Here is a 16166-nt window from a genome sequence, read left to right on the forward strand (position 1 = left end):
CACTAAAATACTGATTTCCATTATTTTTTAAAAACTAATAACCAATTATCTATCCAAAAAAAAATCACCCTAAAAATATGATATCCCCTAAAAATAATTATTTGGCACGCTCTTTGAAATTGCAATAACAAATGCGGATGTCGAAAAGCAATTAGAGTAGGCAAAAACCCTTAAACCATATATTATGAAAAAAGGTATACTTATTTTATTAGGAATGTTCATGATAGTTTCAACCATAGAAGCTAAAGATGGCGAAATTTTATCAAACAAATTAAATAACGAGACTTCTTATAATGTTTACAATAACGCTGTTAACTTTTTTGAAAGAGGCATTGAATTTTTTGTTTTTACAAATGGTGAATTTGATTTTGATACACGTTTTAATAGCAGAGGAATTAGAATAAACAGAGATTTTAGAGGAAGAATAAGAAACGTAGGCAACGTTTTTATTAGTTATGATATAAGAGGAAATGTAACTAGAATTGGTACTGTTTTAATTAGATATAGCAGAGGAATCCTAACTAATGTTGGCGATTTAAGTGTTCGATATGACCATTGGAATACTCCTATTTTTTATGGAAATGTTAGAAATTTCTATTATGATAATGGCATACGATTTAATGTTAGTTTTGGTGATGTTTATGCTCATAATGATGTTTATTTTTCTAGAAGTGATTTTGGAAGAAACTACGCTCAGTTTAGAGAAGACAACAATTTTTATTACTATAAAGCAAGACCAAATGCGAATATTGGGAAGCGAAGCACTATCTTGAAAAGAAGGAAACCAGTTTCTGTAACTAGAAAAAATTTTGTAAGAAACAATACTAATTCTTACAGAAAGACACCTCCAAATAATAGAGCTACAACTAATAATAGAGCTATTTCTAATAGAAGTTCTTCTAACGTTTATAGAAATACAAATCAAAATAGCACAACAAATAGAAGTTCTTCTTCAACCTCTAGAAACGAAAATACTTCTAGAAGTTCAGATACAAGGAGAAAAGCAACTAAAAATACTGATAGAAAAGTAGATCGTAAAAGAAATATAAATACAAAGAGTAAAATTTCTAAAAATACAACAACAAGAAGAAGAGGAAGTGAATAAGTGCAAAGTTTTTTTAGGTAATGAATTAAGGTGGTATATAAAATACCACCTTTTTTTATGGTTATAAATAAACTATTTAAAAAGATAATAACTATAAATTAAATCATAAGATAGTTTATCAATAATTATAAAAATATAGAAAAGAAGCATTCCACAAATAGTTTCATATAATATTATCTATATAGTAATTCCTTAATACTAGAAAATAGAGTTTGAAGTGAATGATGTTATTCTTTAAAAAAGGAAACGTTTAATTAAATTTTATCTCAACAGATGTATTTTTAAGTTATTTGATAAGATTAAATCGCAAAATAATAAGCTCTTTTTAGAAAGCAGTTTGTAAAGAATAATATATTCAGAGAATTAAAATTTTATAGGTACTAATACTTATTTGCTGGTTTTATAAAATATTACTTGTATTCGTAAACAAAAGCTAAAAGTAAAAAAGCTTCACATTTCTGTGAAGCTTTTTTACTTTATAATGGGTTTAAAGTTATCTTAACTATTTAATAACTTGTTTGTTGATATGATATATCTATTATAAATTAATTCAGATTTTAAAAGATTTGCTAACTTAAATTCAGTATTCTTTTCATTATGAATTATTATATGTCCATTTTCTAATTCTGTAGTTTCTGAATTATTTATAATTTTATCGTAATTTATAAGAGAGTCCTTATGATTGGCAACAATAATATTTTCATTAGCTAACATACTTTTTTGATTAGTAAGTTTATCGAAAACAAACACTTTTGCTTCAATTTTAGCATATCCTCTATATTTTTTAAGTAGTGTAGTTTCAACGTAAAAATTTAACTCAGAAGATGGTCTGCAACCAAACTCTTGTGCTGAAAGCATTTTAACTATTTTTTCTTTTTCTAAACTTTTTAATAAAACTGGATTTGGATTAGTATGAGCATTTTTAAATGCAAAAAGACCAATTAACAAAACTGTAACTGCTAAAGTATTTTTTATTTTTTTCATAATTAAGGGTATTTTTTAATAAAGTGTTTCAAACACACAACAAAAATAAAGGTTTTAAGAGCAACTAAATTTAAATTTCGACTATTGATCCAAATGTTTAGACGAACAAATATTTAGTTTCGGTAAAGAATAATTAATAACTTTTTTAAAAATAATTTTTATCATTTTTCCTTCTCCTAAAACTCATAAAACAATCAAATTCAATGTTTTAAATAATATTTTTGATACACAATTTGTTAATATATTTTTTTATGCTGAAAGTTGTAAGTTTTACATTTCTATGAAACTTTTTTACAACTTAGGGATGCAAAACCATATAAATAGTTCTTACTATTTATAATTTTATATTCGGGATTATTGGGATGTATATTGATTCTTAATGTGCAAATCTTACGATCGTTCTTAAAAACTCTCTTACTAAAGAAATGCTTACAATTAAAAAGGGAAAGAAACAGGTAAAAAATACCATTACATTCAAACCATCAAATAAGGTATCGATGTAAGACATTTCCATTAAGTAGTTTCCTGAAGAGTATAAACCTAGAGAACAGATTAATACTATAATAATGCGTTTTATATTATTCGCTTTCATAATTGGGGGGAATTAATGATTATCTAATATACTGTAAAGATAAGAACTAATTAAAGGTTCTGAAATAAGCAATATCCTTAATAATCATAAATCATATAAAAAAAAAAGCCTCACATTGCTGTGAAGCTTTTTTGAAATTTAGGGGTCACTAAAATAAAAATAGTGTGTTACTATTATACTTTAATATTCGGGGTAATTGTATGTTGATGAAAAGTGGGGTATCTAAATAATATTCTTAATGTGCAAATCTTACGATCGTTCTTAAAAACTCTCTTACTAAAGAAATGCTTACAATTAAAAAGGGAAAGAAACAGGTAAAAAATATCATTACATTCAAACCATCAAATAAGGTATCGATGTAAGACATTTCCATTAAGTAGTTTCCTGAAGAGTATAAACCTAGAGAACAGATTAATACTATAATAATGCGTTTTATATTATTCGCTTTCATAATTGGGGGGAATTAATGATTATCTAATATAATGTAAAGATAAGACACATTTAAAGGTTCTGAAATAAGCAATATCCTTAAAAACAAGAAATCAATAAAAAAAACAAAAAAAAAGCTTCACATTGCTGTGAAGCTTTTTTGAAATTCAGGGGTCACTAAAATAAAAATAGTGTGTTACTATTATACTTTAATATTCAGGGTAATTGTATGTTGATGAAAAGTGGGGTATCTAAATAATATTCTTAGTGTGCAAATCTTACGATCGTTCTTAAAAACTCTCTTACTAAAGAAATACTTACAATTAAAAAGGGAAAGAAACAGGTAAAAAATATCATAACATTCAAACCATCAAATAAGGTATCGATGTAAGACATTTCCATTAAGTAGTTTCCTGAAGAGTATAAACCTAGAGAACAGATTAATACTATAATAATGCGTTTTATATTATTCGCTTTCATAATTGGGGGGAATTAATGATTCTAATATACTGTAAAGATAACACACAACTATAGGTTCTGAAATAAGCAATATCCTTAAAAACAATAAATCATTTAAAAAACAAAAAAAAACTTCACATTGCTGTGAAGCTTTTTTGGAATTTAGGGGTTACTAAAATAAAAATAGTGTGTACTATTTATACTTTAATATTCGGGGTTTAGTTTTAAAATTTAGGGGTGTATTATCTTATATACTATTAATTTAATAGTATTCGTTTTTTTTTAAAGTTGATGAATGCTTACCTAACTATTGTTAATGTGCAAATCTTACGATCGTTCTTAAAAACTCTCTTACTAAAGAAATGCTTACAATTAAAAAGGGAAAGAAACAGGTAAAAAATACCATTACATTCAAACCATCAAATAAGGTTTCGATGTAAGACATTTCCATTAAGTAGTTTCCTGAAGAGTATAAACCTAGAGAACAGATTAATACTATAATAATGCGTTTTATATTATTCGCTTTCATAATTGGGGGGAATTAATGATTATCTAATATACTGTAAAGATAAGACACATTTAAAGGTTCTGAAATAAGCAATATCCTTAAAAACAATAAATCAATAAAAAAAAAGCCTCACATTACTGTGAAACTTTTTTGGAATTTAGGGGTTACTAAAATAAAAATAGTGTGTACTATTTATATTTTAATATTCGGGGTTTTATTTTAAAATTTAGGGATGTATTCTCCTTTATACTATGAATTATATAGTATTCGTTTTTTTTAAGTTGATGAATGCTGATCTAACTATTGTTAGTGTGCAAATCTTACGATCGTTCTTAAAAACTCTCTTACTAAAGAAATGCTTACGATTAGAAAGGGAAAGAAACAGGTAAAAAATATCATTACATTCAAACCATCAAATAAGGTATCGATGTAAGACATTTCCATTAAGTAGTTTCCTGAAGAGTATAAACCTAGAGAACAGATTAATACTATAATAATGCGTTTTATATTATTCGCTTTCATAATTGGGGGGAATTAATGATTATCTAATATACTGTAAAGATAAGACACATTTAAAGGTTCTGAAATAAGCAATATCCTTAAAAACAATAAATCAATAAAAAAAAAAGCCTCACATTACTGTGAAACTTTTTTGGAATTTAGGGGTTACTAAAATAAAAATAGTGTGTACTATTTATATTTTAATATTCGGGGTTTTATTTTAAAATTTAGGGATGTATTCTACTTTATACTATGAATTATATAGTATTCATTTTTTTTAAGTTGATGAATGCTGATCTAACTAATGTTGCTGATCTAACTATTGTTAATGTGCAAATCTTATGATCGTTCTTAAAAACTCTCTTACTAAAGAAATGCTTACAATTAAAAAGGGAAAGAAACAGGTAAAAAATACCATAACATTCAACCCATCAAATAAGGTATCGATGTAAGACATTTCCATTAAGTAGTTTCCTGAAGAGTATAAACCTAGAGAACAGATTAATACTATAATAATGCGTTTTATATTATTCGCTTTCATAATTAGGGGGAATTAATGATTAACTAATATAATGTAAAGATAAGAACTAATTAAAGGTTCTGAAATAAGCAATATCCTTAAAAACAATAAATCATTTAAAAAGTCAAGAAAAAGCTTCACATTGTTGTGAAGCTTTTTTGAAATTTAGGGGTTACTAAAATAAAAATAGTGTGTACTATTATACTTTAATATTTGGGGTAATTCTATGTTGATGAAAAGTGGGGTATCTAAATAATATTCTTAGTGTGCAAATCTTACGATCGTTCTTAAAAACTCTCTTACTAAAGAAATGCTTACGATTAGAAAGGGAAAGAAACAGGTAAAAAATACCATTACATTCAAACCATCAAATAAGGTATCGATGTAAGACATTTCCATTAAGTAGTTTCCTGAAGAGTATAAACCTAGAGAACAGATTAATACTATAATAATGCGTTTTATATTATTCGCTTTCATAATTAGGGGGAATTAATGATTAACTAATATACTGTAAAGATAAGGCACATTTAAAGGTTCTGAAATAAGCAATATCCTTAAAAACAATAAATCATTTAAAAAACAAAAAAAAACTTCACATTGCTGTGAAGCTTTTTTGAAATTCAGGGGTCACTAAAATAAAAATAGTGTGTTACTATTATACTTTAATATTCGGGGTAATTGTATGTTGATGAAAAGTGGGGTTTCTAAATAACATTCTTAATGTGCAAATCTTACGATCGTTCTTAAAAACTCTCTTACTAAAGAAATGCTTACAATTAAAAAGGGAAAGAAACAGGTAAAAAATACCATTACATTCAAACCATCAAATAAGGTATCGATGTAAGACATTTCCATTAAGTAGTTTCCTGAAGAGTATAAACCTAGAGAACAGATTAATACTATAATAATGCGTTTTATATTATTCGCTTTCATAATTGGGGGGAATTAATGATTAACTAATATACTGTAAAGATAACACACAATTAAAGGTTCTGAAATAAGCAATATCCTTAAAAACAAGAAATCATTTAAAAAATAGAAGAATTCAAATTATTATGAAGCTTTAATCAATCTTAAATTTTTAAATGATATCAACTTAAAAAGAAGAAATACACTTGTATCTATTTAAAGCTCTAATATTGATATCAAAATCATAAGAAACAGAAAACTCATGAATACCACCTGTATTTAATAGGTTTGTTGTATTAAAATCATACGAATAACCAAATCTAAAACCTTGCCATCTAAAACCTACAAATGTACTTACAGCGCTTACTATTGAAGATGTAAATTCATTTTTTATAGGTGTTAAACCAGCAGTAATTCCTAAAGAAAATTGATTTTCAAAAACATATTGTCCTCCAACATCTAATCGATTATAAGGTCCTTGCATCATGAAATTAGAAAGTAGATACACTTTACTTTTTCGATTAAATAATGTTCTTTGATTTTCTAAAAAAGGAAGATAATATTTTGCATGCACTGACAAAAACATATTTAATGGAGCATTTCCATTTTCAGTTAAAGAAATATTAGGTTTATTTAAATGTCTTACTGTAATCCCAATCCAACTATCAGCATTGTTAAATAGCAAAGAAGAACTAAAATCGAAAAAATTACGCTGACTACGAAGTATAGCAGGATCTATACTTGATGTATTTATTGTATAGGTATTCAAATTAATTTGGTCTCCTAATAATAAATTTTGAAAACCATAATTTTTCATTCCAAAACCGGCCACAATACTTGGTCTAAAAAACCAGGTATCATTTAATTGAAATGCCATTGAATAATTAAAATTAACTTGATTATATGTATAGCTTGAAATATTTTCTGTTTGATTTAGGAAACTAACACCAACTCCTATTTTATAACGCTCTAACCAAGTATCAAAAAAACCATAATTAGAGTTTGTTTTAAATGTGGAGTTCCTCCATTGAGATCTATATAAAGAGCCAACTTTGGTACTTCTTAAAGAACCCGTAAATGAAGAGTTTAAAGTCTCTGGCACCAAAAAAGCTTGCGAAAAAATAACATCTTGTGCATAACTAACCATACTTGTAAAAACAAAAAATAGAATAAGAACTCTCTTCATATTATTTTATTAATGTAAATGGTAAAGTTTCAATGATTTCACCTTTGTAAAAAGTAAGCCCTTTTATAACAATCACATAATTCCCATTTTCGGCTGGCAAACCTTTTATAAATCCATCCCAGCCCTTAAAATTTAAACTCTTTTCATAATAAACTGTGGCACCCCAAGTAGTATAAATTGTTATTTCTATTTCTGAAAAACCTTCATGAACGGGTTTCATCCTATCATTATAACCATCTCCATTAGGAGTAAAGGAATTTGGGGTTATTAAAATATAGCCTTTGGTAATATGTACAATTCTTTCTAAAACATATGTGCATCCAACTTCATATTCCACAGTATATATAATGGTATAAAAACCTTCTTTGGTATAGGTATAAGTTGGATTTTCTTCATGTATAGTTGGACTCCCATCACCAAAATTCCAAGTGATTTTACGAATATCTCCTGTTGATAAACTTGTAAACTGTATAGGATCTTTGATGGATAGTAAGTTGTAATTATCAAAAGCAAAAGAACTATACTCAAAATCTGTAGCGCCTATTGTTGGTACACTAACATTAAAAGATTTTTGTCGGGAACAACCTGCACTGTCTGTAATGGTTACTGAATAAACATCATTATCTGAAGTAGTCATTATATGATTGTCTACACCAGAGATTGTTCCTGAAGACCATGAATAGGTATAAGGTGAAAAACCTCCACTACCATTTGCGGTTAATTGTTTGCTAGCTGTTCTTAAATCACAATCTTTAATAATTACCTCATCAACCAAAATATCTAAGGGTTCTTGCCTAAAAATAGTGTATTGCTCTGTAAAAACACAGCCTACTGCATCCGTAATTTGAACTGAATACACTCCTGCTCCAATATTATTTAAGTCTTCTGAAGTTTCATTTGTATTCCATAAAAAAGAGTATGGCTCTACACCTCCAGAGATTTCTAAATTGATACTTCCACTATTTTCAATAGCACAATCTGTGGCATCTATCACAGTTTCAACAACTACAATTGGTGCTGGATTCGAAATAATAAAAGTTTCTTTTATCGGGCATTGTGTTGGATTGCTATCTGTTATTGTAACAGTATAGGTACCTGCTGCAAGATTACTTCTTTGAGCTGCATCTGTAACACCATCATTCCAAACGATCGAAATTGGAGCAATACCTCCAGTTAAATTCAAATTAATAGAAGCATCATTTTCTGAGTTACATGTTATTGGTGATGTTGTAGGTTCAATATAAAAAATAGCTTCGTTAATTACTATGGATGTTTGTTCTGTACAATTATTAGCATCTGTAACATTTATTGTATATCTATCTGGAGCTAAATTTGATAATGATAAATCTGTTGCTGAATTACTCCAAGTAAAAGTATAGGGTGCCTTTCCTCCTGTTAAAGTTACATCAATAGTTCCATCGCTTTTTTGGTAACAACTTTCATCTGTTTTTACAACATCAATCTTAATTTGATCTGCTTGATTTATAGTAAAAGTAGCATTTGTTGTACAACCCAAATCGTCAATTACATGTAAAGTGTAAACTCCTGCCATTAAATTATCAATATTTTTTGAAGTACTCGTATATCCATTTGGTCCAGACCAAGAATACAAATAATCAAAAGCACCTGAAGATATTGCTGTTTTTACACCTCCAGAAACAGCAACTTCCAAAGAACCAGCTGCATCTCCAAAACATAGAATATCCTTTTTATCAAGCAATGTAATTTTTATTTCTTCTGGCTCTGTAAGAACAAAGCTTGTTGAAATTGTACAGTTATTTTGATCGATAACTTCTAATGTATAATTTCCTTTTGTTAACGTATGTTGATTTTTTTGGTTAGATATAATTCCACTACCATTTGTGGTTGTCCAATTATAAGTGTAGGGCATTGTGCCTCCATTCATAGTAATTTCTATGTTACCATTATTGCCATTAAAACACGACACATTTTTTTCTATATCTTTAGTAATTTCTAATATATCTGGTTGTGTAATTGTAAAATCTTCTGTTGTTCTAAATCCTTCTTTATCTTCAATAGTAATGGTATACAGCCCTGCTATTAAATTTGATATGGAACTTTCGGATGAAGAAAAACCATTTGGCCCAGACCAAGAAACATTATAAGGATTGCCAGTATCAAAAGGAACACCTCCTATTATATTAGTAGTGATAGCTCCATCATTAGCTTGAAAACAACTAGCAGGAACAACGACAGCATTTGCATTGATACTCGCAAGTACAGTAATTTCTAACATAAAAGAATTCCCTGTACAATCTGCTGTTGCAGGCGTTATCAAATACGTAACTTTTATAGGTGAACTTGTTGTGTTCTCTAACGTTTGACTTATGAGTTGCTGAGGAGTTGTTGCGTCAGAAGCGCCAATAATCGCATCTGTAGGATTAAAGTTTGGAGCTGTCCATGTATAAAACGTATTGTTAGGTATGGTATTTCCAGAAACTGAATTTGGGCTGAATATAAATGCTTCATCACTATTAATAGTTATTGTTGCATTCGCAATAACAGGTGTTTCATTTACGATAACACTTGCTGAATTAGAAATAAGGGTAGCACAATCGCCTCTAGAAAAATAAATTTCTACATAATAATACATTGTTCCAACAGCATTTGTTGGTGGATTGTAGGAATCTGTAGTTTCATCAACTAAAGGATTTCCATCAGCAGTTGAATTCATAGTATTTGAGAACCATTGGTACCTTACCTCTACTCCTGTTGCTCCTGAATAGGTAACTTCTAACGATTTTGAAATATCATCAATGCAATAATTTTGTACAGTTTCTATGGGATTAATTACTGGTTGTTCTAGTACATTTACCCTAGCAGTATTTGAAACAATTTGAGTACAGGAACCAGATGAAAAAGAAATTTCAACATAATAAAATAATGCTCCCACATTTTCAGTTGGTGGGTTATAAGTATTAGTGTTTGCATCAGAAATTGGAATTCCTCCAAAATTTGTATCTGTAGTATTGTAAAACCATTGATAGGTTGCAGTTCCTGTTCCGTTTTCAAAAACCACTTCTAAAAGCGTTGCAACACTATTTTTACAAACTTCTGATGATAAAGGTTGTGTTGTAATTTTTGGAGTTGGGTTTACAGTAACTACAAAATCCACAGCATCTCCAATACAATCATTATTCTCAGGTATTACTGTATAAGTGACTTGACCATTTGTATTTTGACTATTGATTAAAGTTTGAGTTGGTATTGTATTTGTACTTCCATTGGCTATAAAACCAGTAATACCAGTAGAAGCCACAGCAGACCAAGAAAATGTTGTATTTGCAATACTCGATGTCAAATCAATCGCTACTGTATTTTGATTGGAACATATTTCTTGAGTTAAATTCGTGTTGGTAATCACTGGCTTTTCAAATACTTCAAAAGTTTGGGTTGCTAAATTAGATAGGCCACATTCAGATGTAATTTGTAAGGTTACCTCGTAAATTCCAGGAGCATCGTACACAATATTTCCAGGATCTAAGGTATTTGCTGTTGATGGATTCCCTCCTGTAAATGTCCAATTATAGGTACTACCAGATTCATTAGAAGTACAATTTTGAATAGTTGCTGTTGGATTTATCGTAGGATTATCACAGGCATTATCAATAGGATCAATACTTACTATTGCTGGTTTTTTAACTTCAATTATTTTGGAGTTTGTTTCAATGCCACAACCTGTAATTATTTTTTGTGTTAGTGTATATAAGCCAGCATTCGTAAATAAAAATTGTGGGTTTTCCGAGTTTTGGTCTGTTCCATTGGTAAAAGCCCAAGCTCCAACTGTTTCACAATTGCTTGCAGCATATGTAACTTCCCACTCATAACTAGCAGTACTGCATACTGTATTTTCTGTGGTTGTATTTGTTGCTGCTATATTTAAGGGAATACAGCCTGCCTCTTCATCAATCGTAAAAGTTGGCGTATTTACTTCTTCTATACAAATATTCTTTGTAAAAACATCTGAGCCACATTGTGTTGCTACTGTTAACGTAACTGTATAAGTACCAGAATTTGTATATTGATGTGATTGGTTTGTTGCTGTATTTGCACCATTATCGTTTACGATGGTTCCATCACCAAAATCCCAAATAAAGTTTGCAGCTTTGTTACAATCGTCATTTTCACCAATCAAAGATGTATTTATAAATGCTACATCACTATTGATACAAGCAATTTCTTGGGACTCAAATTCAGCTATTGATGGCGCTAATATTTTAATATTATTGAGGGTTCGTTCAGTTTTTGAACATAAATTTTCTATAGTTAACGTTGCTATGAATTCGCCATTAGGTTCACTACAACTTCCTTCATCATAAACATGACTAAGTTTGCTGTTATTTTGAATTTCAGCATGTGTGTATGTTTCTATGGATGATCCATCACCAAAATCAACACTATACATAGTATCTGGCCAATTCGTTTGCCAGTTTATAATTTCAAAGTCTATTTCTGCATCCGTTAAACATACATTATTGGTAGTTTCAAGACTTGTAATATCTCCTACAGGATGGCTAATGTTTATAACTTGATACTCCAATTCGTTATAACACCCATTTTTACCAAGACCTCTAACTTTCATTGCATATACACCTAACTCTGCATAGGTATGCTCAATTGGAAATTCAATAGAATCTTCTGTAGTTCCATCACCCCAATCTATAGAATAGTTATCCACACAAGGAGATTTTGAGTTATTACCTACATTTACGGTAAATTCAGGATTGGCAATTGTGGCATTATCACAATTATTAAAATCGTTGGCATCTATATCGAAAAATTCAAGATCTGGTTTTGGTATCACTGTTATAAATTTTGCAACAGAACTAAAACAACCATTTTCGTCAGTAACCAATAATGTAACTCCAAACGTTCGTTCTGCTGTAGAGCAGCCAAAATACTCAAAAGAATGAGAGGGGTTTTCTAAATCCGACTGTACATTATCATTAAAATCCCATAGATAAGTAAGCTCTCCAGCACCAGTGGCTTCTGCTGTAAACTGAATAGGTTCACCAGCACAAATCGATGTTTGATCGAATGTAAATTCAACCAAAGGCACAGCGTTCACAAGAATACTGACTTCTTGATCTGCTATTTGAGTAACTTGGGAATTAGCATCTGTAACACTCGTAAGTTTATAATTAAAAGTACCCGCAAAAACTTCTCTAAAGTTAATTTCTGCGATTCCTGCATTGTTAGAGGTAATGCTTTTTTCTGCACCACCATTAATGGTGTACTTAAAAAGATAAGGAGCTGTGCCTTCTGAGCCTTCAAGGGTAATGATCATAATTTCTCTTTCACAAATTTCATTACTGTCGGCTTTTATAGTTACTTTAGGGTTGTAAGCAAAAGCTCCTTTTACATCCGTGTTTTGATGGGCATACGATTTCAACAGCATGCAACCAAGCACTATGACAGCAAAAAGTATAAGGTTCTTATTGCGTAAAACGGGTAAATGCTGTTTAAACTTCATATCTTATATAAGAACTATTGGCAGCAACACAAAAAAGACTTTATTTTTAATACAATAAGTCTTGTTTTTAGAAAAGTTGCAATTTTTTTAACAATCAAATTTAGTTAAAATATTCCTAAAAGAATCTTATTTCATATCCTAAAATCAATGAAATTCCGTGAACAAGTATTCTTGAAAACCATACAAAAGGGTTGCTTTTAAACTGGGTAGCGCATGTGTATTGCACCTATAAGCCTCTAATTTATTTCATCTTTTATTATTTTTTCTTTTTCAATTCCTGTTTTTAGATTGCCTCGTAAACTCGCAATGACTTACGAGTTTTCAACTATTGCTATTTCATCCTCGGTCAAACCATACAACTCATAAACCATAGTATCTATTGCTGCGTCTGTTTGGTTAATTTGGGTTTGTAAGGCTTGTGCTTTTTGTTTGTTTTCTTCAAAAAGATCTAACCATTCAAACTCATCTTTTTTGGTTAGGGTTGGCACTTCTTGTAAGTTGTCTTTTAAACGTTGCTTATTGCTTGTTTTAATAGCTTTATTTAGCTCTTTTATAAAGTCTCCAAATTCTAAATTTAATTATTTTCGCCTATAAAAGAGTATAATTTAGCACTAAAAAACCACAATTTTGGGCTTGTAAGCTTGTTAAAAAGCCTCAAAAAAGCGCTTATTTTCTATAAAAAGGCACCAAATATTCGTTAAAAGCGCTTTAAAAACTGCATCAGGATGCAGTAAAAGTTGCCTCAAGACGCGATTAAAGTTGCGTCTTGATGCAATTTTGGCTAAAATTCAAAAAAAAGCAACAAAAAAAGCGACAATAACTAGGTTATTGTCGCTTTAAAATGAAGCAAATAAATGCTTACATGCGCTTTAACTTAACTCACTTTTCTAAAAGTTAAATCGTTTAACAAGGCTCGCATTTTTTTTGCAGGTCTAAATAATATTCTAGCCTTTTTAACGGCATTGGCAGTAACTTCTTCCTCCGTTTCAAAACCATCTGAACTTAAACTTACTTGAAAGTTTCCTAACTTTCCTAAACGCACAATGCGCCCTTCTTTAAGTTCTCTAATAATATTTTTTTCAAGAACGTTTAACACAGCAATACAATCTGTATCTGTTACTGTACATTGTTCTGAAATTAAAACTGCTAAAGACTCAAAGTCTACGCTTCCGTTTGGACTTACAGCAGCATAATATTTTTCTGGTGCTACTAAATCTCTTGGATTTTTTCTGGTAATCGTTTTATATGTAATCGACATAATATTAAATGTTAAATAAGTATTACTTTTAAAAAAGGTAGTAATACAAAAACCTGATAGAATGCGCTTTAAAAACTCAGCAAATTGCCAATAAGGTACACGTCTTTATACAGTATTACCAAGTAGCAAAAACCACTACTCAGGAGTTAAGATGTTAAAAGTTAAGTCATTATCTTACCAAATGCAGCATGATGGACTGCTTTAAATTTATAAAAATAAATTTGGTAAGCTATAAGAAGTATTGTAATTTTAAAGTGCAAATCAAAACTACGCACTTCTTATAGTGTTACCGTTTTAAAAAAGGCCTTAAAGCATCATCTTTAAGGTTTTTTTTTGCTAAACTACAAAGTGTTCTTTTGTTTTTTAAGACATGAGAAATAAATCTTTGTTTTCTTTTTTTTTTAGGAATCTAATCTATAAACAATTAAAGTCTAGCCATGTAAATTTCGGAGTTATGGCTTGTATAACAAAGCTTTACTTATACACAAAACCCATGATTTGTAAACAAATTGCCTATTTTTTTTGCTTATTTGCAAAAACCCCTGCTTATTTAGCTTTTTTTTATCAAAAGAAATACTAGGATATCTTTTAAAAAAAAGTGTTTTAAAGAAAAGAATAACAAAAACTATAGCAGGTTATCTGGCTAGGGATTGTACGATTCAATACCTGTTTAGCATATTGCTAAAATTCTGTCTATATAAATAAAGTTTACGATTTGCTTAGAGCATAAGAATTTTAGTTTCTAAACTAGTTTTCTATACAATTTTTTATTAAAAATCATCATAATTTACATTGTAGAATCCATTTTAAGTTTAAAATACACAACAACTCTTCATTGAAGTTTTATAATGATCTTATAATTTGAAAACCCACTGAGTTCGGTTTTTAAAGTTTTCTGTCTTCTGGTTATGCAAGTCATATGCTTCTAAAATTATATTTTCTTCTTTAGAATCTTCCCCTTTATACTTCCTATAGATGTCATCTACATCAAACTCATTTGGCAAGATTTGGAGCATTAAAAAAAACCTTATCTATCTGTTGATGAATAAGGCTTAGTTAATAATTTAAAATGATGCTTTCTTTGTTCTTTGGAAAAGCTTTTTGTTTCTTATTTAACCAAATATTAGGGCCAATAATATCTCTATAGGAAATTACTTTCTTATTTTTTTATAAGTAATTCTACATTTCATAGGGCATTGTCCTTTTTATTTTTTGACTTGATCTAAGTTAAATAGAATATGTAATTTATATGATAGCATAGCTTTATCTTTTTGGTTGTTAATGAATTGTGAAAAACTTTTAATTAGGTATTTATATATTTTTTATACCTTTAATTTTATTAATATAAAAATTTATAAGAATGGGAAAATTTGTTATTTCTAAAAGAACCAATGGAGAGTTTCAGTTTAACTTAAAAGCTAATAATGGTCAAGTAATATTAACGAGTGAAGGGTATTCTTCAAAAGCTGGTTGTGAAAATGGTATATTATCTGTTAAAACGAACTCTCAAGATGACTCTAAATTTGATAAAAAAACATCCTCTAATGGCAAACCTTATTTCAATTTAAAAGCTAGTAATGGTCAAATTATTGGCACGAGTGAAATGTATGAAAGTACAAGTGGAAGAGATAATGGTATTGCATCTGTAAAAAGCAATGCACCATCAGCATCTACAGAAGATTTATCTTAATAACTTAAATTTATTTAGAACTAATTGGAGCTTAATTTTAAGCTCCTTTTTTATATATAATCAATTTTAATATGGGGTACTTTTAAAATACCTTATTGAACGTTAGATTATAATTTAGAGAATCCAATAAAGTACTATAAAACTTCTACAAACCCTTATAAAACTTATAGAAAACAAAAAAGCCTCACATTTCTGTGAAGCTTTAAGTGAGCCCTGGAGGATTCGAACCTCCGACCGCCTCCTTAGAAGGGAGGTGCTCTATCCAGCTGAGCTAAGAGCCCGTAGTTTTTATGTTTCTACGAAAACAGTGTCGGGGTGGCAGGATTCGAACCTGCGACCTCCTCGTCCCAAACGAGGCGCGATGACCGGGCTACGCTACACCCCGAAAATAAATTATTAATTACGAATAAAAAACAATTTAATTTCTTTACTTTATATATTATTTGCGGAGAGACAGGGACTCGAACCCTGGCGACAGTTACCCGTCGACAGATTAGCAATCTGCTCCATTACCACTCTGGCACCTCTCCT

Annotated in this window: 6 protein-coding genes, 3 tRNA genes and 1 pseudogene; 2 read left to right on the forward strand and 8 right to left on the reverse strand. The window is 29.6% G+C overall.

Annotated features, from left to right (window positions below; all coding sequences use genetic code 11):
* Nucleotides 1–184 precede the first annotated feature (184 nt).
* Nucleotides 185–1105, forward strand: a complete 921-nt coding sequence (locus LPB03_RS04595; RefSeq protein ID WP_065319053.1) for a hypothetical protein — start codon at nt 185–187, stop codon at nt 1103–1105.
* A 498-nt stretch (nt 1106–1603) separates the two neighbouring features.
* Here LPB03_RS04595 and LPB03_RS04600 read toward each other — a convergent pair whose 3' ends face one another.
* The 5 genes and pseudogenes from LPB03_RS04600 to LPB03_RS04615 all read right to left on the reverse strand — a co-directional run bounded on the left by LPB03_RS04600 (nt 1604) and on the right by LPB03_RS04615 (nt 13945).
* The gene (locus tag LPB03_RS04600; protein WP_065319052.1) at nt 1604–2089 is read right to left on the reverse strand and encodes a hypothetical protein; all 486 of its coding nucleotides are present in this window, start codon (nt 2087–2089) and stop codon (nt 1604–1606) included.
* A gap of 4105 nt (nt 2090–6194) precedes the next feature.
* Nucleotides 6195–7193 carry a PorP/SprF family type IX secretion system membrane protein gene (locus LPB03_RS04605; RefSeq protein WP_065319051.1) on the reverse strand — a complete coding sequence of 333 codons (999 nt, stop codon included), beginning with the start codon at nt 7191–7193 and terminating at the stop codon, nt 6195–6197.
* 1 nt (nt 7194) lies between these two features.
* The gene (locus LPB03_RS04610) at nt 7195–12687 is read right to left on the reverse strand and encodes a PKD domain-containing protein (protein ID WP_083187117.1); all 5493 of its coding nucleotides are present in this window, start codon (nt 12685–12687) and stop codon (nt 7195–7197) included.
* 311 nt (nt 12688–12998) lie between these two features.
* Nucleotides 12999–13250, reverse strand: a pseudogene (locus LPB03_RS16590) (DUF8810 domain-containing protein); the annotation flags it as partial.
* A 311-nt stretch (nt 13251–13561) separates the two neighbouring features.
* The gene (locus tag LPB03_RS04615; RefSeq protein WP_065319049.1) at nt 13562–13945 is read right to left on the reverse strand and encodes an HU family DNA-binding protein; all 384 of its coding nucleotides are present in this window, start codon (nt 13943–13945) and stop codon (nt 13562–13564) included.
* Between the two features lie 1360 nt (nt 13946–15305).
* Here LPB03_RS04615 and LPB03_RS04620 point away from each other — a divergent pair.
* Nucleotides 15306–15635, forward strand: a complete 330-nt coding sequence (locus tag LPB03_RS04620; RefSeq protein WP_065319048.1) for a YegP family protein — start codon at nt 15306–15308, stop codon at nt 15633–15635.
* A gap of 207 nt (nt 15636–15842) precedes the next feature.
* Here the strand turns inward: LPB03_RS04620 and LPB03_RS04625 are convergent.
* The 3 genes from LPB03_RS04625 to LPB03_RS04635 all read right to left on the reverse strand — a co-directional run bounded on the left by LPB03_RS04625 (nt 15843) and on the right by LPB03_RS04635 (nt 16165).
* Nucleotides 15843–15916, reverse strand: a tRNA-Arg gene (locus LPB03_RS04625).
* Nucleotides 15917–15945: 29 nt separating this feature from the next.
* Nucleotides 15946–16020, reverse strand: a tRNA-Pro gene (locus LPB03_RS04630).
* A gap of 61 nt (nt 16021–16081) precedes the next feature.
* Nucleotides 16082–16165, reverse strand: a tRNA-Ser gene (locus LPB03_RS04635).
* Between the last annotated feature and the right edge of the window lies 1 nt (nt 16166).

It is taken from the genome of Polaribacter vadi (assembly GCF_001761365.1).
GTDB lineage: Bacteria > Bacteroidota > Bacteroidia > Flavobacteriales > Flavobacteriaceae > Polaribacter > Polaribacter vadi.